Consider the following 18,924-nt stretch of genomic DNA (forward strand, 5'->3'; position numbering starts at 1 on the left):
GAAGTCGGCGTATCGCCGTGGAGAAGGAGAGGGCGCTCGTCAGACCTTGGCGCCGACCTCTTCCCCGTCCCGGGGCTCCTGGCCGACGACCGTCGCACCGGACGCGGAACCCTTGGTCAGACGGACGCCGTCGGCGTCGTACGCGGGAGCGCCGTGGCCGTCGTCCCCGGAGGTGCCGTGGCCGTCATCGAGCAGCGTCTTCTCGTCGAACGGAATCCTCCCGGCAAGCACCTCGTCGACCCGCACCCGGTCGATCTCCTTCGTCCAGGTGCCGATGAGCACCGTCGCGACCGCGTTGCCCGCGAAGTTGGTCAGCGCTCGCGCCTCGCTCATGAAGCGGTCGATACCGACGATCAGGCCGACCCCGTCGACCAGCTCAGGCCGGTGCGACTGCAGACCGCCGGCCAGGGTGGCCAGACCGGCGCCGCTGACGCCGGCCGCGCCCTTGGAGGCGACGAACAGGAAGAGGAGAAGCGGGATCTGCTCCCCGATCGACATCGGGTCGCCCATCGTCTCGGCGATGAAGAGCGACGCCATGGTCATGTAGATCATGGTGCCGTCGAGGTTGAAGGAGTAGCCGGTCGGGACGGTGATACCGACGACCGGCTTGCTGACGCCCAGGTGCTCCATCTTCGCGATGAGCCGCGGAAGCGCGGACTCGGAGGAGGAGGTGGAGAGGATCAGCAGGAACTCGCGGCCCAGGTACTTCAGCAGCGTGAGGATGTTGAGGCCCGCCACGACACGCAGCAGCGCGCCCAGCACCACGAAGATGAAGAGGAAACACGTGACGTAGAAGCCGAGCATCAGCACGGCGAGGCTCTTCAGGGCGTCCACACCGGCGGAGCCGGTGACGGCGGCGATCGCACCGAAGGCGCCGATCGGCGCGGCCCACATCACCATGGCGAGGATACGGAAGACGAGGCGCTGAATGTGCTCGACACCGCGCAGCACCGGCTCACCGACCGAGCCCATCGCCTGGAGGGCGAAGCCCGCCAGCAGCGCGACCAGCAGCGTCTGCAGGACCTCGCCCGAGGTGAAGGCGGAGACGATCGTCGTCGGGATGATCCCGAGCAGGAACTCGACCGTGTCCTTGGCCTCCTCGCCGACCTGGCCCTGGCCGGCCTCCTTGACCGCGTCGGTCACCGCCAGCCCGTCACCCGGGTTGAGGATGTTGCCGACGACCAGGCCGATGGCGAGGGCGACGAGCGACATGACCATGAAATAGCCGAGCGCGATACCGCCGACGGCACCGACCTTGGCGGCCTTGCGTACCGAACCGATGCCCAGCACGATCGTGCAGAAGATGATCGGCGAGATCATCATCTTGATCAGGTTCACGAAACCGGTACCGAGTGGCTTGAGCTCAGTGGCGAACTCGGGGGCGGCCAACCCCACGGCGATACCGAGTACGACCGCGACGATCACGGCGATGTAGAGATAGTGCGTGCGGTCCCGCCTGACGGCTCCAGCAGCCACGGGTTTCCTCCTTGTTACCGGTCCATGTCCCTATGGATTGCCGTGAGCATCCACCACCCTGTGATGCCGGTCACCGTTGCGTTCGTTTCGTTCATACAAATCCGGCCAGGCACTATGGGCCCATGCGCATACCCCGCCCGCGCAGCCTCGCGGGCCAGCTCTTCGCGATGCAGGTCGTCCTGGTGGCCGCGATCGTGGCCGGTTGCGCCCTGTTCACGTATCTCAAGGACAGCTCGCAGGCCGAGGAGACCGCGCGCCTGCAGTCGAGGGCCACGGCGGCCGCGGTGGCCCAATCGCCGTCGGTCATCGCCGCCGCGCGGTCCGTGAATCCGTCCGCGACGCTCCAGCCGTACGCGGAGGGCCTGCGGCGCGACGCGGGTGTCGACTTCATCGTGATCATGGCTCCGAACGGCACGCGGTGGACCCACCCCGAGCCGGGCGAGATCGGCAGGACGTATCTCGGCCACACCGAGCAGGCGCTGCGGGGCGAGATCCACAGCGAGCGGTACGTGGGGGTGCTCGGCTCCTCGATACGGACCGTGGTGCCCGTCGTCGACCGCGGAGAGGTCGTCGGGCTCGTCAGCGCGGGCATCACCATCCAGAAGATCAGCGAACAGGTGAGCAAGCAGGTCGTGGCGCTGCTCGCCATGGCGGGCGGGGCGCTGGCGCTCGGCGGCCTGGGAACGTATGTGATCACCACCCGGCTGCGGCGGCACACGCACGGGATGAACGCGGCCGAGCTGAGCCGGATGCACGACTACCACGAGGCCGCGCTGCACGCGGTGCGTGAAGGACTGCTCATGCTCGACGGGCAGCGCAGGATCGCGCTGTGCAACGACGGGGCGCGGGAGCTGCTGGGCCTCGACGAGAACGCGGTGGGCCGGCCGGTGGCCGAGCTGGGCCTGCCGACTCCGCTCACCGGCGCGCTGCTGGCGTCCGAGCCGCGCGTCGACGAGGTGCATCTGACGGGCGACCGGGTCGTCGTGGTGAACACCAGCCCGGTCGTCGGCGGCGAACAGCGCGGCACGGTGGTCACCCTGCGCGACCACACCGAGCTCCAGGCCCTCGCCGGCGAGCTGGACTCCGAGCGGGGCTTCACCCAGGCCCTGCGCTCCCAGGCGCACGAGGCGGCCAACCGGCTGCACACCGTGGTCTCGCTCATCGAACTCGGCCGGGTCGACGACGCCGTCGACTTCGCCACCGCCGAACTGGAGCTGGCCCAGGTCCTCACCGACCGGGTGGTCGGCGCGGTCGGCGAGCCGGTGCTGGCCGCGCTGCTGCTCGGCAAGGCGGCACAGGCGAACGAGCGGGGTGTGGAGCTGGTGCTCGCGCAGGACAGCCGGATCGACGACGGTGTCCTGCCGCCGTCGCTGCCCTCCCGTGACCTGGTGACGATCCTCGGCAATCTCATCGACAACGCGGTGGACGCGGCGTCCGAGGCGGCTGCCGGCCGGGACGGCGGACCGCGGCCGGCCGGGCACCCCGGGCGGGCCCGGGTCACGGTCGTCGCCCGGGCCGACCGGGACGAGCTGCTCATCCGTGTGCACGACACGGGCGCGGGAATCGATCCCGCGTCCGCGGACGAGGTGTTCCAGAGCGGCTGGTCCACACACGGGTCGGGACGGGGGCTGGGTCTCGCGATCGTCCGGCAGACGGTGCACCGAAGCCGGGGCACGGTGGTCCTGGCGACGGGCCCGGACGGAGGAGCCGACTTCACCGTACGGCTGCCGTTGGAGGGCGCGGGGGTGCCGGCATGAGCGGGGATCCCATCAGAGTGCTGGTCGTCGAGGACGATCCGGTGGCCGCCGACGCGCACGCCCTCTATGTGGGCCGGGTCGCCGGCTTCTCGGTGTCGGGGGTGGCGCACTCACGCTCGGAGGCGGTCCGGGCGCTGGAGCGGACCGAGGTCGACCTGCTGCTGCTCGACCTCTATCTGCCCGACGGGCACGGCCTTCAGCTCGTACGGTCACTGCGCGCCGCGGGTCATTCCGCGGACGTCATCGCGGTGACGTCGGCCCGCGACCTCGCGATGGTGCGGGAAGGTGTGTCCCTCGGGGTGGTCCAGTACGTCCTGAAGCCGTTCACCTTCGCGACCCTGCGCGACCGCCTCGGCCGGTACGCGGAGTTCCGCGCGGCGGCCGGTGAGGCGAGCGGCCAGGACGAGGTGGATCGCGCTCTCGGCGCACTGCGCGCCCCGCAGGGCGGTGGCCTGCCGAAGGGGCTGAGCGGCCCGACGCTGGAGGCGGTCACCCGGTCGCTGCGTGACGCGCCGGAGGGGCTGACGGCCGCCGAGGCGGGCACGGCGGTGGGCATCTCCCGGATCACGGCGCGCCGCTATCTGGAACATCTGGTCACCGCGGGACGGGCGGCGCGCAGCCCGCAGTACGGGCAGATCGGCCGCCCGGAACTCCAGTACCGCTGGATCCCCGCCGCCCACTGACGGCGCCCTGCCGGCGCGGTGCACGCCGGTGGCCGCTCAACCACTTCGCCGGACACGGGAATTGGCGTCGGCGCCGGGGGACGCCCCTGCGGTCACGGTCCGTCCCCCGGCTCGTCGACCGGACGTCGGATCGGCCGATATCACGCCATTCGTACCATTCTTCCGGCAGGAGTAGCGTGGAGAGGTCAGCGCCGACCAAACGCAGACCAGGAGGCACGGGCGCGACGCGCTGACACGGGGCACGGCTTTCCGCCCGTCAGCAATTCGAGGAGTCCCTCCATGTCTGTCACGGCCGAAGCAACAGACGTCCGCCCGTTCAGGATCGAGGTTCCGGAGAACCAACTAACAGAGCTGCGCCGCAGGATCGAAGCGACACGGTGGCCCTCCAAGGAGCTTGTCACCGACCGCTCGCAGGGAGTGCAGCTGGCAACGCTTCAGGCGCTCGCCCGCTACTGGATGATCACCTACGACTGGCGCAGGTGCGAGGCCAGACTGGACGCACTGCCGCAGTTCACGACCGAGATCGACGGCGTCGACATCCACTTCGTCCATGTCAGGTCGCCGCACGAGAACGCGCTGCCGCTGATCATGACGCACGGCTGGCCCGGCTCTGTCGTCGAGCTGCTGGAGACCGTCGGGCCGCTGACCGACCCGACCGCTCACGGCGGCTCCCCCGACGACGCGTTCCACCTGGTGCTGCCATCCCTGCCCGGCTACGGCTTCTCGGGTGAGCCGACCGAACTCGGCTGGGGGAACGGGCGCATCGCGAGCGCGTGGGCGGAGCTGATGAACCGCCTCGACTACGAGCGCTACGTCGCCCAGGGCGGGGACGTGGGCGCCGCCGTCACCGACGCGATGGGCCGCCAGGGACCCACTGGGCTGCTGGGCATCCATGTCAACCTGCTCGCCGGGGCAATCGGGATCAAGGACCACCTGCCGAAGGAGTCCGAGTCGGAGCGCGCGGCACTGGACGCGCTGAACGTCTTCATGACCGACGGCTTCGGCTACTTCCTGGAGCAGACCACGAGGCCGCAGACGATCGGCTACTCCCTGCTGGATTCACCCCTCGGGCTGGCCGCCTGGATGCTGGACCACGACACGGACAGCTACTACAAGATCTCAAGCGCCTTCATCGACAACCGGCCGGCGGGCAACCTGACCCGGGACCACATCATCGACAACATCATGATGTATTGGCTGACCGGCACAGGCGCCTCGGCGGCCCGGTGGTACTGGGAGTTCGGACGCGAGATCGCGGGTGGCCAGCCTCCACCGCCGGTCAAGGTGCCGGTCGGCTTCACGACGTTCCCCGGCGAGATCTGGGCCGCCCCGCGCAGCTGGGTCGAGACGGTCTACCCGGACCCCGCGTACTTCAACGAGGTCGACAGGGGCGGCCACTTCGCGGCCTGGGAGGAGCCGGAACTCTTCTCCGCCGAGATGCGGGCGGCGTTCGCCCCCCTGCGCTGACGACGCATGCGGGTCCGGTCCCGGGTGCGTTCCCGTACACGGGCACGCACCCGGGACCGCTCGTTCGAAGCGTGCCGGGCACACGCGCCCCTCGCGCGGCAGGGCAGCGGACAGCCACCCACCGGCAGCGTCCGTACCCGTCCAAAGCGTACGTGGATGCCCGGTTCAACGGCCCTGCCCTGCACGGGCATTGACCTTGTCAGCGAGCCGGTCCTACGGTCACGGCAGCCCCCTGGGCCCTCGGCCCGGACTCCGGCTCAGAGGAGGTCGTGCCCGTGCGCCCCACCGCCCCACTGATCCTCGTCACCGCCGTCACCGCTCTCGCCGCGGCGACGCTCACCGCCTGCGGCAACGGTTCGGGCAGCGACCCCGACACCGTGAAGGTCGTCTACAACCGCTCGACGGACAACAAGATCCGCTTCAAGGACCAGCATCTCGAAGCGGCGAAGAAGCAGTTCGAGAAGGAGCACCCGGGCAAGAAGGTCGAACTCATCCCGATCCAGGCCCCGGACAACGACTACGCCACCAAGGCGCAGCAGATGATGCGCTCTCCCAAGACCGCGCCCGACCTGGTCTACGAGGACACCTTCCGCATCAACTCGGACATCAAGGCCGGGTACTTGAAGCCGCTGGATTCCTATCTGCCGCAGTGGGACCAGTGGGGACAGTTCGTCGACACGGCGAAGGCGGCGGCCAAGGCCGAGGACGGCAAGACGTACGGCATCCCGGACGGCACCGACACCCGTGGTCTCTGGTTCAACAAGGCGATCTTCGCCAAGGCGGGTCTGCCGGCCGACTGGCAGCCGAAGAACTGGGCCGAGGTCCTGGACGCGGCCCGCACCGTCAAGCAGAAGGTCCCCGGCGTCATCCCGCTCAACGTCTACACCGGCAAGGGTCCGGGCGAGGCGGCCGTGATGCAGGGCTTCGAGATGCTGCTCTACGGCACCGGGGCCGACCCGCTCTACGACGAATCGGCCAAGAAGTGGGTCACCGGCAGCAAGGGCTTCCGGGACTCGCTCGACTTCGTCCGCACGGTCTACACGGAGAAGCTCGGCCCCGACGTGTCCGACGCGCTCGACCCGAACGTCGGCACGCGGGTCGCCACCGAGTGGTTCCCCGAGGGCAAGCTCGCGATCTCGCTCGACGGCTCCTGGATGGGCCAGAACTGGATCAACAAGGGCCCCAAGGAATGGCCGGACTGGAGCAAGGACCTCGCCCAGGCCCCGATGCCCACCCAGAACGGACAGGCGCCCGGCCAGGTGTCCATGTCCGGCGGCTGGGCGTGGTCGATCCCGCAGAAGGCGGGCAACGCCGATCTGGCCTTCGAGTTCATCAAGACGCTCCAGACGGCCGAGAACGCGACGCAGTGGTGCGTGGTGGCCGCGCAGATCGCCGTACGCAAGGACGTGGCGGCCGACCCGAAGTATCTGCGGTCCATGCCGGGCATCGAGTTCTTCACCGGGCTCGTGCAGTACACGCACTACCGTCCGGCGCTGCCCGTCTATCCGCAGGTCTCCACCGCCATCGGTGAGGCCATGGAGAAGGTGACGACGGGCGACGCCTCGGCGGCCGAGGCGGCGAAGGCGTACGACGAGCAGCTCAAGACCGTCGTCGACGGCGCGGTCGTCAGCAGGTGAGCACGACGAGAGGAGGGGGGTGGCGGTGGCTGCCCATCACCCCCGCCACCCTCCTGCTGCTGCTCTTCCTGGCCGGCCCCATCGGCTACTGCGTCTGGATCGCCTTCACCGACACTCAGTTGACCGGTGCCTCGGGTGCCGACTTCGTGGGCCTGGACAACTTCCGCCGGGCTTTCGCGGACGACGGCTTCCGCAACGCCGTCTGGCTCACGCTGGTCTTCACCTTCGTCTCGGCGGTCGTCGGCCAGAACACCCTGGGGCTGGCGCTGGCCGGTCTGATGCGAGCCGCGTCCCGCCCGGTCAGAACCGTCACCGGCACGCTGGTGATCACCGCCTGGGTGCTGCCGGAGATCGTCGCCGCGTTCCTGCTGTACACGTTCTTCCGCCGTGAGGGAACGCTGAACGCGCTGCTCGACTGGCTCCATCTGCCGTCCCAGAACTGGCTGTTCACCCTGCCCATCCTCGCCGTGTCCTTCGCCAACGTCTGGCGCGGCACCGCGTTCTCGATGCTGATCTACTCCGCGGCACTCTCCGAGATCCCGCGGGACGTCGTCGAGGCAGCCGAGGTCGACGGGGCGAGCGGTCCGCGGCGGGTCTGGCACATCACCCTGCCGATGATCCGCCGTTCCATCGGCACCAATCTGATGCTGAACACCCTCTCCACGCTCTCCGTCTTCGGGCTGATCTGGGCGATGACCCGGGGTGGTCCGGGCAACCGGAGCCAGACACTGCCGGTGTTCATGTACGACCAGGCGTTCCTCAAGAGCCTGATCGGCTACGGCACCGCGGTGGCGCTGCTGCTTCTGCTGGTGGGCTCGCTGTTCTCGGTCGTCTATCTGCGTCTGATGAAGGTGGAGGTGTGATGCGCCGGTCCACCCGCGCCCGGCTCGCCGCCAACGCCGCACTGCTGGTGACCGCCGCCGCGTTCGCCCTGCCGCTGGTGTGGCTCCTGCTGTCGTCCGTGGACGCGAACGCGGACCTGCGGGTGCGGGTTCCGTCGTCGGTCACCGGGGACAACTTCGACGCGGTGCTCACCGACGAGATCACCTTCACACCGATGCTGAACAGCCTGCTGCTGTGCGGCGGTGCGACGCTGCTGACGGTGGTGTGCGCGGCGCTCGCGGCGTATCCGCTCTCCCGGCACCGCTCGCGCTTCAACCGTCCGTTCCTGCTGACGATCCTGTTCACGACATGTCTGCCGATCACCGCGGTGATGGTGCCGGTCTACGGCCTGTTCGTGCAGGTCAATCTGATCGACACGATGTACGGCACGGGCCTGTTTCTCGCCACGTCCCAGCTCCCCTTCTCCATCTGGCTGATGAAGAACTTCATGGACGGCGTCCCGATGGTTCTGGAGGAGGCGGCCTGGACGGACGGTGCCTCGAACCTCCAGACACTGTCCCGGGTCGTCCTGCCCCTGATGGGGCCGGGCCTGACCGTGGTGACGATCTACACCTTCATCCAGCTCTGGGGAAACTTCTTCGTCCCCTTCATGCTGATCCTGACGCCGGATCAGATGCCGGCCTCGGTCTCGATCTTCACCTTCTTCGGCAACTACGGCTCGGTGATCTACGGCCAGTTGGCGGCGTTCTCGATCCTGTACTCGGCGCCGGTGCTGGTGCTGTACGTCCTGATCTCGCGCCGGCTCGGGGGTGGTTTCGCACTGGGCGGTGCGGTCAAGGGCTGATGGCCGGGCCGGTACCACACGGCGCGATCACTGCACGTTACCAAGCGGTAGCGATCAGCTCGGACGTTCCTACGACAAGTGGCGTTGGGTGAACGCACCGTAGTCGCGACGCCCCACCGGCCTCTAGCGTTGCCGCGTGCACCACGCTCCCAAGCCCCCGTTCAACGCCCCCGCCGCCCGCCGGCTGCGCGAAGCCCTCGGAATGGCCCCCGGCCATGTCGCGTACGGTCTCCGCGCCCAGTACGGGCTCCACATCTCACCGGACACGGTGGTCTCCTGGGAACGCGGGCTCCTCGCCCCGGGTACCCGCGAACTGACCGCACTGGCCGGGGTCTTGTGGTGCGCGCCGCACGACCTGCTCACCGAGGCCTCCAGCCTGCGCGAACACCGGCTGGCGCACGGATACGCACCGGCCGACCTGGCGCGACGCCTCGGCGTGGACGCGGACAGCTATCTGCGCATGGAGGAGTCGGGCCGCTGGCGCGGCACCGAACGCCAGACGGCCGCGCTCGCCGAGGCCCTGCGACTCGGCCCGCGCGAACTGCTGGTCGCCACGGGCCGCGAGGACGACCTCGCGGAACTGCTGCGCAGCGCGGTCGCGGCACGCTGGCAGGCGTACGTCCGCCCGGTGTCGAAACTGGTCCCGATGGAGCGCCCCCAGCTCGAAGCGGTACTGGAGGAGCTGCACGCGGCCTACCAGTCGCGCATGGTGGCGACGCTCAGCTGGGGCGCGACGACGGAGGACACGGGCAGCGCGGGCCGTGAGTTCCTGAACCGGATAGCCGACCATTTCTGGGACCTGGCCAGGAGCTGAGGCCCGCCTCTCGCAGGTGAGGCCGCTCGACGCGCCGGCCACCCGCAGGTCAGAACACCGACTCCGCCTCGTGCATCCGGTTCGCCGGGACCGTCTTCAGGCGGGTCACCGCCTCCGCCAGCGGGACCATTTTCACCTCGGTGCCGCGCAGCGCCGTCATCATGCCGTACTCGCCGCGGTGCGCCGCCTCCACCGCGTGCCAGCCGAAGCGGGTCGCGAGCACGCGGTCGTACGCCGTCGGGGTGCCGCCGCGCTGGACGTGGCCCAGGATGACCGGCTTCGCCTCTTTGCCGAGGCGGTGCTCCAGCTCGGCGGCGAGGCGGTTGCCGATGCCCTGGAAGCGCTCGTGGCCGTACTGGTCGATCTCCCCCTTGCCGTAGTCCATCGAGCCCTCGGCCGGGTGCGCTCCCTCGGCGACGCAGATGACCGCGAACTTCTTCCCCCGCGAGAACCGCTCCTCGACCATCTTCACCAGGTCCTCGATCTGGAACGGCCGCTCCGGCAGGCAGATGCCGTGGGCGCCGCCCGCCATGCCCGATTCCAGGGCGATCCAGCCCGCGTGCCGGCCCATCACCTCGACGACCATCACTCGCTGGTGCGACTCCGCGGTCGTCTTGAGGCGGTCGATGGCCTCGGTGGCGACCATCACGGCCGTGTCGAAGCCGAACGTGCGGTCCGTGGCGGAGATGTCGTTGTCGATCGTCTTCGGCACCCCGACGACGGGCATACCCCCGTCCGCGAGCATCCGGGACGCTGTGAGCGTGCCCTCGCCGCCGATCGGGATGAGCACGTCGATGCCGTGCAGCCGTGCCAACTCCGGTGCGTTCTCGCAGGCTTCGGCCAGCCGGCCGCGCTCGAGCCTGGCGGAGCCGAGGATCGTGCCGCCGCGGGCGAGGATGCCGCTGACCGCGTTGAGGTCGAGCGGACGGTAGTGGCCGTCGAGGAGTCCCTTGAATCCGTCCTCGAAACCGATGACTTCGTCACCGTGAAAGGTGAGGGCACGGTGCACGACCGACCGGATCACAGCGTTCAGTCCGGGGCAGTCGCCCCCTGCGGTGAGCACTCCGATGCGCATCGTGCTGTGTCTCCTGCTCGTCAGTGGTACAGGTGAGCCACATTCGATTGTTCCACGGACCCGGGAGAACCCGCGCTCCCGGCCGCTCCCAGGCACGGCGTACGCCCCTCGTGAGCAAGCCACCGGCCGCTCCGGTCCGCCGGGCGCCCTACGGGACGGCCCATAGCCATCCACGGAGGTACCGTCAAGAGGGGAAAGGCCGTCCTCAGCGGTTTTTTTGTACGTACCACCTTTATCGCACCGACCTTTTCGCACCCCAGAGAGCATGGACGGGAGAGCGCGCGTGACAAGCAGGGGGCACCACCCGCCGAAGGCAGGCGGAGTGTACGTGACCGGGATCGACCGCGGGGACGGCCGGCAGGTCGTCGAGCTGGGAGTCATGGAGCTCCTCACCCGCCAGGTGGACCGGGTGGGTGTTTTCCGCCCGCTGGTGCACGACGGCCCGGACCGGCTGTTCGACCTGCTGCGAGCCCGTTACCGGCTGTCACAGGATCCGGCGTCCGTGTACGGCATGGACTATCACGAGGCCTCCGCCCTCCAGGCCGAGCGGGGTACCGACGAGCTGGTCTCCCAGCTCGTCGACCGCTTCCACCGGGTCGCGCGGGAGTACGAGGTCGTCCTCGTCCTCGGCACCGACTTCGCGGCCACCCAGCTCCCCGACGAGCTCGCGATCAACGCCCGGCTCGCCAACGAGTTCGGCGCCTCGGTGATAGCGGTCGTCGGCGGCAAGGGCCAGAGCGCGGAGTCCGTACGGGCCGAGGCGCGCAATGCCCACCGCGCGTACGAGGCCCTGGGCTGCGACGTCCTCGCCGTGGCCGTCAACCGGGTCGCCCCCGAGGAGCGCGCGGAGATCGCGGAGCGGCTGGCGGCCCGACTGCCCGTCCCCTGCTACGTCCTGCCCGACGAGCCGGCACTCGCCGCCCCGACCGTCGCCCAGATCACCCACGCGCTCGGCGGCACGGTGCTGCTCGGCGACGACGCGGGGCTCGCCCGCGACGCACTCGACTTCGTCTTCGGCGGCGCGATGCTGCCGAACTTCCTGAACGCCCTGACGCCCGGCTGCATGGTGGTGACCCCCGGAGACCGTGCCGATCTGGTGGTGGGGGCGCTGGCCGCCCACTCCGCCGGCACCCCGCCCATCGCCGGCCTGCTGCTCACCCTCGACGAGCGGCCCAGCGACGCGGTCCTCACCCTCGCCTCCCGGCTCGCACCCGGCACCCCGGTGGTCTCGGTCGCCGGCAACAGTTTCCCCACCGCCGCCGAACTGTTCGCGATGGAGGGCAAGTTGAACGCCTCCACGCCCCGCAAGGCGGAGACGGCGCTCGGCCTGTTCGAGCGTCATGTCGACACCGGCGAGCTGCTGGCCCGGCTCGCGGTGGGCCGCAGCGGCCATGTCACCCCGATGATGTTCGAGCACGAACTGCTGGAGCAGGCGCGCGCGGACCGCCGCCGGGTGGTGCTGCCCGAGGGCGCGGAGGAACGCGTGCTGCGCGCGGCCGACGTCCTGATCCGCCGGGACGTCTGCGACCTGACCCTCCTCGGCGACACCGAGGTGATCCGCAAGAAGGCCGCCGACCTGGGCATCGACCTCAGCTCGACCCAGCTGATCGACCCGGCCACCTCCGAGCTCCGCCAGCTCTTCGCCGAGCGGTACGCCGAGCTGCGCGCCCACCGGGGCGTGACGGTGGAGCTGGCGCACGACGTCGTGGCGGACGTGAACTACTTCGGCACGCTGATGGTGCAGGAGGGCCTGGCCGACGGCATGGTCTCGGGCTCGGTGCATTCCACCGCCGCCACCATCCGCCCCGCCTTCGAGATCATCAAGACGAAGCCCGAGGCCTCGATCGTCTCCTCCGTCTTCTTCATGTGCCTCGCCGACCGGGTGCTCGTGTACGGGGACTGCGCGGTCAACCCGGACCCGGACGCCGAGCAGCTCGCGGACATCGCGGTCCAGTCGGCGGCGACGGCGGCCCGTTTCGGCGTCGACCCGCGGATCGCGATGCTGTCGTACTCGACGGGCACCTCCGGCTCCGGGGCCGACGTGGACAAGGTGCGCGAGGCGACCAAGCTGGTGCGGGAGCGCCGGCCGGAGCTGAGGATCGAGGGCCCGATCCAGTACGACGCGGCCGTCGAGCCGTCCGTCGCGGCGACGAAGCTGCCGGACTCCGAGGTGGCGGGCCAGGCGACGGTGCTGATCTTCCCGGATCTCAACACCGGCAACAACACCTACAAGGCCGTGCAGCGGTCGGCCGGCGCCGTGGCCGTCGGGCCGGTGCTCCAGGGGCTGCGCAAGCCCGTCAACGACCTGTCGCGGGGCGCGCTCGTCAGCGACATCGTGAACACGGTGGCCATCACGGCCATCCAGGCCCAGCCCGTGCCGGCTGCGCGGTCGGCCCCCAGCGGGCCGGCCCCCAGCGGCCCGCCCGCGTCCGTATGACCGTCCCCCGCACAGAAGGCTCCGAGACTGTGACCGCGACCCGCGTCCTCGTCCTGAACTCCGGCTCGTCGTCGGTGAAGTACCAGCTGCTCGACATGCACGACGGCTCGCGGCTCGCCGCCGGGCTGGTGGAACGGATCGGCGAGGAGACGTCCCGGCTCGTCCACACCCCGCTCACCGACGGCGAGAAGCGCGAGCGCACCGGTCCCATCGCGGATCACGGCGCGGCGCTGAAGTCGGTCGCCGACGAGCTGGCCTTTGACGGTCTCGGGCTGGACTCCCCCGATCTGGCGGCCATCGGCCATCGCGTGGTGCACGGCGGCCTGCGGTTCACCGAGCCGACGGTGGTCGACGACGACGTGCTGGCAGAGGTGGAGCGGCTGGTGCCGGTGGCGCCGTTGCACAATCCGGCGAACATCATCGGGATCCGCACGGCACAGGCGCTGCGTCCCGACCTGCCGCAGGTGGCGGTCTTCGACACGGCCTTCCACACGACGATGCCGGAGGCGGCGGCCCGCTACGCCATCGACGTGGAGACGGCGGACGCCCATCGCATCCGCCGCTACGGCTTCCACGGCACCTCCCACGCGTACGTCTCGCGGAAGACGGCGGAACTGCTGGGCAAGGAGCCGTCCGAGGTGAACGTCATCGTCCTGCACCTGGGCAACGGCGCGTCCGCCTCGGCGGTCGCCGGCGGCCGGTGCGTGGACACCTCGATGGGGCTGACACCGTTGGAGGGGCTCGTCATGGGCACCCGCTCCGGTGACGTCGACGCCGCGGTCACCTTCCATCTGATGCGGGTCGCGGAGATGTCGGCGGACGAGATCGACGTGCTGCTCAACAAGAAGAGCGGTCTGGTGGGGCTCTGCGGTGACAACGACATGCGGGAGATCCGCCGCCGGATCGATGAGGGGGACGAGCGGGCGCACCTCGCCTTCGACATCTACATCCATCGTCTGAGGAAGTACATCGGCTCGTACTTCGCGGTACTCGGCCGGGTGGACGCGATCGCGTTCACGGCGGGGGTCGGTGAGAACGCGGCGCCGGTGCGGGAGGCTGCCGTGGCAGGTATGGAGGGATTCGGTCTGACGCTGGACCGTGAGCGGAACGCCGCCCGTTCCGATGAGGCGCGGATTATTTCGGCGCCTGGGGGACGGGTCGCGGTGGCCGTGGTCCCCACGGATGAGGAGCTGGAGATCGCGCGGCAAACATTCGCCCTGGTCACGAGCGGTTCCCGAACGGGAAATGCTTGATTCCGTGGCAGGTATCGCCTGAGCGGAGTCCCGCCCATTTGTACTTTCCACCAGACGGAATATTCCGAGTCGAAACAAACCGATAGGATCCGCCTTATGCGCCGTTCCAAAATCGTCTGCACGCTGGGCCCCGCCGTCGACTCGTACGAGCAGCTGAAATTGCTCATCGAAGCCGGTATGAACGTGGCCCGATTCAACATGAGCCACGGGACCCACTCCGAGCACGAGGAGCGGTACCACCGCGTCCGCAAGGCCGCCGGGGACACCGGCCGTGCCGTCGGCGTGCTCGCCGACCTCCAGGGCCCCAAGATCCGGCTGGAGACCTTCGCCGAGGGACCGGTCGAACTGGTCCGCGGGGACGAGTTCGTCATCACCACCGAGGACGTGGCCGGTGACAAGTCCATCTGCGGCACCACGTACAAGGGCCTGCCGGGCGACGTCTCCAAGGGCGACCCGATCCTCATCAACGACGGCAACGTCGAACTGCGCGTGGTCGAGGTCACCGGGCAGCAGGTGAAGACCATCGTCGTCGAGGGCGGTGTCATCTCCGACCACAAGGGCATCAACCTGCCCGGCGCGGCGGTCAATGTCCCGGCTCTGTCCGAGAAGGACATCGAGGACCTGCGCTTCGCGCTGCGGATGGGCTGCGACATGGTCGCGCTCTCCTTCGTCCGCGACGCGAGCGATGTCAAGGACGTCCACAAGGTGATGGACGAGGAGGGCCGCCGGGTCCCCGTCATCGCCAAGGTGGAGAAGCCGCAGGCCGTCGAGAACATGGTGGATGTCGTCATGGCCTTCGACGGCGTGATGGTCGCGCGAGGCGACCTGGCCGTCGAGTACCCGCTGGAGCGGGTCCCGTTGGTGCAGAAGCGGCTCATCGAGCTGTGCCGCCGCAACGCCAAGCCGGTGATCGTGGCGACCCAGATGATGGAGTCGATGATCACCAACTCCCGCCCGACGCGCGCCGAGGCGTCCGACGTGGCGAACGCGATCCTGGACGGCGCGGACGCGGTGATGCTCTCCGCCGAGTCCTCGGTCGGCGCGTACCCGATCGAGACGGTCAAGACGATGTCCAAGATCGTGGTCGCCGCGGAGGAGGAACTGATCTCCAAGGGCCTCCAGCCCCTGGTCCCGGGCAAGAAGCCGCGCACCCAGGGCGGCTCGGTGGCCCGCGCGGCCTGCGAGATCGCGGACTTCCTGGGCGGCAAGGCCCTGGTCGCCTTCACCAAGTCCGGCGACACGGCCCGGCGCCTGTCCCGCTACCGCGCGGAGCAGCCGATCGTGGCGTTCACGACGGACGAGTCGACGCGCAACCAACTCGCGCTCAGCTGGGGCGTGGAGTCCTATGTCGCTCCGCACGTCGACAACACCGACGCGATGGTGGACCTGGTGGACGCGGAACTGCTGAAGCTCCAGCGGTACAACGAGGGCGACATCATGATCATCACCGCCGGCTCGCCTCCGGGCGTGCCGGGCACGACGAACATGGTGCGGGTGCACCACTTGGGCGGGGAGTCGAAGGGCTGAGGTCTTCCCCGCACGACGGGAAACGTTCGGTATCAGCCGTGAGTGCGTTCCGGATGTACGTGAGGGTCGTCAGCGCCACGCTGACACCGGAGGAGATCAGCGACCGGCTCGGCGCGCAACCGGACGAGGCCCATGCGGTGGGCAGCCGGCGGCGCCCCGAGCACCCTCCTCGTGCGTTCACGTCGTGGATGCGCCATGCCACCGTCGCAACTCCCGCAGCGCGACCGGAGGATCTGGAGCCCGTGGTACTCGGCTGGGGCCACGAGTTCGCACGGGCGCTCGGACAACTGGCGGACGCCGGAGGCGACGTGTCCCTGGTCATCGTCCAGCGGATCGATGACCACGAGAACACGGCGGCCAAGGGCATCTTCCTGGGAGAACCCTTGATCGACTGGCTGAGCACGGCGAAGTCGTCGCTTGACATCGATCAGTACGTCCACCACGAGTAGCGATGAGCGTCTGATGGGGGATCAATGACGTGGGCCGCACCCTGCGCCAGGGGTGCGGCCCACGGTCTTCTCGCGGCTCCCGGTCGCCTCAGGGGCACATGTGCTCGGTGTCCCGGGCGATCGCGCTGTGCAGCGTTCCGTCGCTCCTGTCGGCCGCGCCGGCCCCCGCGTCGGTGGCGAAGGTGAAGCGGACCAGGATCGGCGCACGGTCCACGACGATCGAGAACTGGCTCGCGAGCTCCAGGTCCGACTCCCAGGCCACACGGGCGAGATCGAGCGCGGCGCGCAGCTGGGCGAACGTGGCGGTCGGCGACATGCCGGCCGTTCCCGTGACCGTGTCGGTGCGGGCACCGGCGCACGTGGCGGGGATGCGGACGGATTCCGTCCAGGTGCTGAGGGCGACCCGGTGGATCAGGCCGCAGCGGCAGACCTCCAGGCGTACGTCGCCGTACGCGAACGTCCGCGGCCAGGACGGTTCGGCGTCGGGCACGTAGTCCGCCACGGCCGGAGCCCCGAGGACACCGGACACCTCGTCCAGTGACGTTCCGGGCTTCAGGACGCCCAGGCCGCCCGTCCGCGCCATGTCCGTCAGCACATCCATGATGTTCACACCGGTGATCATCTCAAAGGCCGGTCCTCATCGGACGACAGGACGGACGACTGTGGGGCGCACCCCTGATCGGGGGTGCGCCCCACAGTCGTCTCGCGGCTCCCGGAGGACTCAGTTCCCGGTGTTCCCACCGGTGAAGTAGTTGTGCAGACCCGGCACCGTCAGCGTCCCGCCGAACTGACCGGCCTGCTTCACCTTGGCGTTGGTGAAGAACGCGAACGGAACGTTCAGCGGCGGCGGGGTCGTCGGGCTGAAGGTGATCGGGATCAGGCCGAAGAGGTTGCCCTTCAGCTCCTCCGTGTACATCGTCACCGTGCCGCTGCGGATCGTCGAGGTGGAGCCCTTGTCCGCCTCGACGTGCGCGGTCGTCCCGTTCGGGCCTTCCACCAGCTGGTGCAGGTCCTTGATGTCCACGCCCGAGGCCGTGAACTTCAGCACCTTCTTGATCTTGCCGCTGCCGGTCTTGACCTCGACGATGCCCTTGTAGTCCAGGCCCGTCAGAGTGAGCAGCGAACTCTCCAGCACCCAGGGCTCGTCCGGGAGCAGCGGGATGCCCGGCTCCAGGTCGGCCGCGGCCAGCGCCTGGGGGTCGGCCTCGGGGCACGGGAAGCGCGGCTTGGCGCCCTCGGGGATGTCCGTGTCGCTCTTGGGGTCGAGGCTCTTGACCGCGGCTTCGAGCTCCTCGGTCGTCGCCCCGGCCTTGTCCGCCGCGTCCTTGATGGCGTCCTTGACCTTGTCGGTCTTGTCTTCCGCCTTTTCGGCCTCGTCGACCTTGTCGGCGGGCTTGGCCGACGGCTTCTCGTCCTGCGGCTCCGCGGGCTTCGCCGCCGGCTTCTCGCTCGGCTTGTCGGCCGGCTGCTCGCTCGGCTGCGACGCGGTGGGAGTCGGGGTGGGCGTGGCCGTCGGCTTGTCGGGGCCGTCGAACAGGTTCTCGAGCGCGTCACCCACACCCAGCGGATCCAGCGGGTTCCTGGTCTCCGACGCGGAGGGCGTCGGGGTCGGCGCCGGCTTCGCCTCGTCGGGCTTCTCCTCGTCGACACGCCCCGGGTCGGAGGCGGACGGCGTGGTGTCCGGCGTCGGCTCGGCGTCGTCGTCCTTGCCGTCGTTCTCGTCGGCCGGAGCGGTCGAGGACGGGTCGGGCGTCTCGGACGCCTCGTCGGACGGCTTGGCCGACTCGGAGGGCTTGGGCGACTCGGACTCCGCCGGCTCGTCCGAACGTGTCACACACGGACCGGGAGCGAACGGAATGTCCTTGTCATCGGCGAGCGCCAGCTTGGGGGTGAGGCCCATGCCGACGAAGACGGCGGTGGGCATCGCGGCCAAAGCCATCGCCTTGCCCGCGGGCCTCTGGAGCTTGGTCAGCAGCGACTTCCTCGGGGCCGCGTGCCGCGGCCCCCTTCTGACCTGTGCCCCATCGCCCCCAGCCGTGGTCAGCGGTGTGACATCACCCTGCACTGTTCCTCCCGCCGTTGGATTCGATGGTGGTGTCGTGCGTGTTCGCGCCGTAGGGGCCCCAGGGCTCCGGATCGGCGCCACCCGCCGGCTCGGCCGGTGCGGGTGCGGCGGTCGTGGCCTCGGCCGGGTCGGGCTGCGGGTTCCCGGGTGCCCAGGCGATCGCCAGCGCGCCACCGAGCATCGACAGCAGGAACCCGATGATGAAGCCGCCGAGGTTGGCGATCGGGATCGAGATCAACGCGAGCAGGATCGAGGCGACTCCCGCGAAGACACGGACGATGTGGTGGAACCACATCGTCAGGCCCAGCGTCACCAGCAGGATGCCGATGATCAGCGAGCCCGCACCCGCGGTCGTCGCCATGGAGAGCGTCATGTGCCCGAGCTTGAACGTCGCGTACGGGAAATAGGCGATGGGGATTCCGCCGAGCAGGGTGAAGAGTCCGGCCCAGAAAGGCCGCTGGCCCCGCCACGTGCGGAAGTTCCGCCGAAGGACGCGGAGGAAGTGCTCGTCCCGTCCCGGTGACACTGCAGACTCGGCGCTCATGGAAAACAGCTCCCTGGAACTGGCATTGCTGTGTGAAGAGTTGGGCGGGCGGG

16 protein-coding genes are annotated in these 18,924 nt (G+C 69.5%); 11 read left to right on the forward strand and 5 right to left on the reverse strand.

The genetic code is table 11. The features are described from left to right. Positions 1–39: 39 nt before the first annotated feature. Entirely contained in the window at positions 40–1,476 is a 1,437-nt protein-coding gene (locus tag ABTX78_RS14315) for a cation:dicarboxylate symporter family transporter (RefSeq protein WP_352207101.1), read from the reverse strand. Positions 1,477–1,598: 122 nt separating this feature from the next. Between ABTX78_RS14315 and ABTX78_RS14320 the strand changes: the two genes are divergently transcribed. The 7 genes from ABTX78_RS14320 (at position 1,599) to ABTX78_RS14350 (ending at position 9,521) form a co-directional block, all read left to right on the forward strand. Beyond that, positions 1,599–3,233, forward strand: coding sequence for a sensor histidine kinase (locus tag ABTX78_RS14320; protein WP_352207102.1), 1,635 nt, complete (start codon positions 1,599–1,601; stop codon positions 3,231–3,233). Further along, positions 3,230–3,916: a response regulator gene (locus ABTX78_RS14325; RefSeq protein ID WP_352207103.1), complete on the forward strand. Its 687-nt coding sequence runs from the start codon at positions 3,230–3,232 to the stop codon at positions 3,914–3,916. The genes ABTX78_RS14320 and ABTX78_RS14325 overlap by 4 nt, the downstream gene beginning before the upstream one ends. Positions 3,917–4,195: 279 nt before the next feature. Next, positions 4,196–5,383, forward strand: coding sequence for an epoxide hydrolase family protein (locus ABTX78_RS14330; protein ID WP_352207104.1), 1,188 nt, complete (start codon positions 4,196–4,198; stop codon positions 5,381–5,383). 269 nt (positions 5,384–5,652) lie between these two features. Beyond that, positions 5,653–7,020, forward strand: coding sequence for an ABC transporter substrate-binding protein (locus tag ABTX78_RS14335; protein WP_502993869.1), 1,368 nt, complete (start codon positions 5,653–5,655; stop codon positions 7,018–7,020). Further along, complete coding sequence (locus ABTX78_RS14340; RefSeq protein WP_352207106.1) at positions 7,017–7,883, forward strand: carbohydrate ABC transporter permease; 867 nt, start codon at positions 7,017–7,019, stop codon at positions 7,881–7,883. The genes ABTX78_RS14335 and ABTX78_RS14340 overlap by 4 nt, the downstream gene beginning before the upstream one ends. Then, positions 7,883–8,707 carry a carbohydrate ABC transporter permease gene (locus tag ABTX78_RS14345; RefSeq protein WP_352207107.1) on the forward strand — a complete coding sequence of 275 codons (825 nt, stop codon included), beginning with the start codon at positions 7,883–7,885 and terminating at the stop codon, positions 8,705–8,707. Before ABTX78_RS14340 ends, ABTX78_RS14345 begins: the two co-directional genes overlap by 1 nt. Positions 8,708–8,909: 202 nt before the next feature. Then, positions 8,910–9,521: a helix-turn-helix domain-containing protein gene (locus tag ABTX78_RS14350; protein WP_502993876.1), complete on the forward strand. Its 612-nt coding sequence runs from the start codon at positions 8,910–8,912 to the stop codon at positions 9,519–9,521. Positions 9,522–9,570: 49 nt separating this feature from the next. Here ABTX78_RS14350 and ABTX78_RS14355 read toward each other — a convergent pair whose 3' ends face one another. Then, positions 9,571–10,596, reverse strand: coding sequence for an ATP-dependent 6-phosphofructokinase (locus ABTX78_RS14355; RefSeq protein ID WP_352207109.1), 1,026 nt, complete (start codon positions 10,594–10,596; stop codon positions 9,571–9,573). Between the two features lie 265 nt (positions 10,597–10,861). Between ABTX78_RS14355 and pta the strand changes: the two genes are divergently transcribed. The 4 genes from pta to ABTX78_RS14375 all read left to right on the forward strand — a co-directional run bounded on the left by pta (position 10,862) and on the right by ABTX78_RS14375 (position 16,262). Further along, positions 10,862–13,033 carry a phosphate acetyltransferase gene (pta, locus tag ABTX78_RS14360; protein WP_352207110.1) on the forward strand — a complete coding sequence of 724 codons (2,172 nt, stop codon included), beginning with the start codon at positions 10,862–10,864 and terminating at the stop codon, positions 13,031–13,033. Further along, positions 13,030–14,286: an acetate kinase gene (locus tag ABTX78_RS14365; protein WP_352207111.1), complete on the forward strand. Its 1,257-nt coding sequence runs from the start codon at positions 13,030–13,032 to the stop codon at positions 14,284–14,286. Before pta ends, ABTX78_RS14365 begins: the two co-directional genes overlap by 4 nt. Before the next feature lie 96 nt (positions 14,287–14,382). After that, positions 14,383–15,813, forward strand: a complete 1,431-nt coding sequence (gene pyk / locus ABTX78_RS14370; protein ID WP_352207112.1) for a pyruvate kinase — start codon at positions 14,383–14,385, stop codon at positions 15,811–15,813. Positions 15,814–15,851: 38 nt separating this feature from the next. Further along, on the forward strand, positions 15,852–16,262 hold the full coding sequence (locus ABTX78_RS14375; protein WP_352207113.1) for a DUF4279 domain-containing protein: 411 nt from the start codon (positions 15,852–15,854) through the stop codon (positions 16,260–16,262). Between the two features lie 88 nt (positions 16,263–16,350). On the opposite strand, the gene ABTX78_RS14380 is transcribed toward ABTX78_RS14375, so the two are convergent. From ABTX78_RS14380 to ABTX78_RS14390, 3 genes are all read right to left on the reverse strand, one after another. Then, positions 16,351–16,884, reverse strand: a complete 534-nt coding sequence (locus tag ABTX78_RS14380) for a hypothetical protein (RefSeq protein WP_352207114.1) — start codon at positions 16,882–16,884, stop codon at positions 16,351–16,353. A 99-nt stretch (positions 16,885–16,983) separates the two neighbouring features. Then, positions 16,984–18,327, reverse strand: coding sequence for a hypothetical protein (locus ABTX78_RS14385; protein WP_502993870.1), 1,344 nt, complete (start codon positions 18,325–18,327; stop codon positions 16,984–16,986). Next, a complete protein-coding gene (locus ABTX78_RS14390) occupies positions 18,317–18,871 on the reverse strand; it encodes a DUF6114 domain-containing protein (protein WP_352207116.1) in 555 nt (184 codons plus the stop codon). Before ABTX78_RS14390 ends, ABTX78_RS14385 begins: the two co-directional genes overlap by 11 nt. Positions 18,872–18,924: the final 53 nt, after the last annotated feature.

It is taken from the genome of Streptomyces sp. NPDC096193 (genome assembly GCF_040302905.1).
Classification (GTDB): Bacteria; Actinomycetota; Actinomycetes; order Streptomycetales; family Streptomycetaceae; genus Streptomyces.

Bases quoted from the DNA above. Each gene is read 5' to 3' on its own strand.
- ABTX78_RS14320 (WP_352207102.1), top strand. From the start codon at position 1,599: ATGCGCATACCCCGCCCGCGCAGCCTCGCGGGCCAGCTCTTCGCGATG.
- ABTX78_RS14325 (WP_352207103.1), top strand. From the start codon at position 3,230: ATGAGCGGGGATCCCATCAGAGTGCTGGTCGTCGAGGACGATCCGGTG.
- ABTX78_RS14330 (WP_352207104.1), top strand. From the start codon at position 4,196: ATGTCTGTCACGGCCGAAGCAACAGACGTCCGCCCGTTCAGGATCGAG.
- ABTX78_RS14345 (WP_352207107.1), top strand. From the start codon at position 7,883: ATGCGCCGGTCCACCCGCGCCCGGCTCGCCGCCAACGCCGCACTGCTG.
- ABTX78_RS14350 (WP_502993876.1), top strand. From the start codon at position 8,910: ATGGCCCCCGGCCATGTCGCGTACGGTCTCCGCGCCCAGTACGGGCTC.
- ABTX78_RS14355 (WP_352207109.1), bottom strand. From the start codon at position 10,596: ATGCGCATCGGAGTGCTCACCGCAGGGGGCGACTGCCCCGGACTGAAC.
- pta (WP_352207110.1), top strand. From the start codon at position 10,862: ATGGACGGGAGAGCGCGCGTGACAAGCAGGGGGCACCACCCGCCGAAG.
- ABTX78_RS14365 (WP_352207111.1), top strand. From the start codon at position 13,030: ATGACCGTCCCCCGCACAGAAGGCTCCGAGACTGTGACCGCGACCCGC.
- pyk (WP_352207112.1), top strand. From the start codon at position 14,383: ATGCGCCGTTCCAAAATCGTCTGCACGCTGGGCCCCGCCGTCGACTCG.
- ABTX78_RS14380 (WP_352207114.1), bottom strand. From the start codon at position 16,884: ATGATCACCGGTGTGAACATCATGGATGTGCTGACGGACATGGCGCGG.
- ABTX78_RS14390 (WP_352207116.1), bottom strand. From the start codon at position 18,871: ATGAGCGCCGAGTCTGCAGTGTCACCGGGACGGGACGAGCACTTCCTC.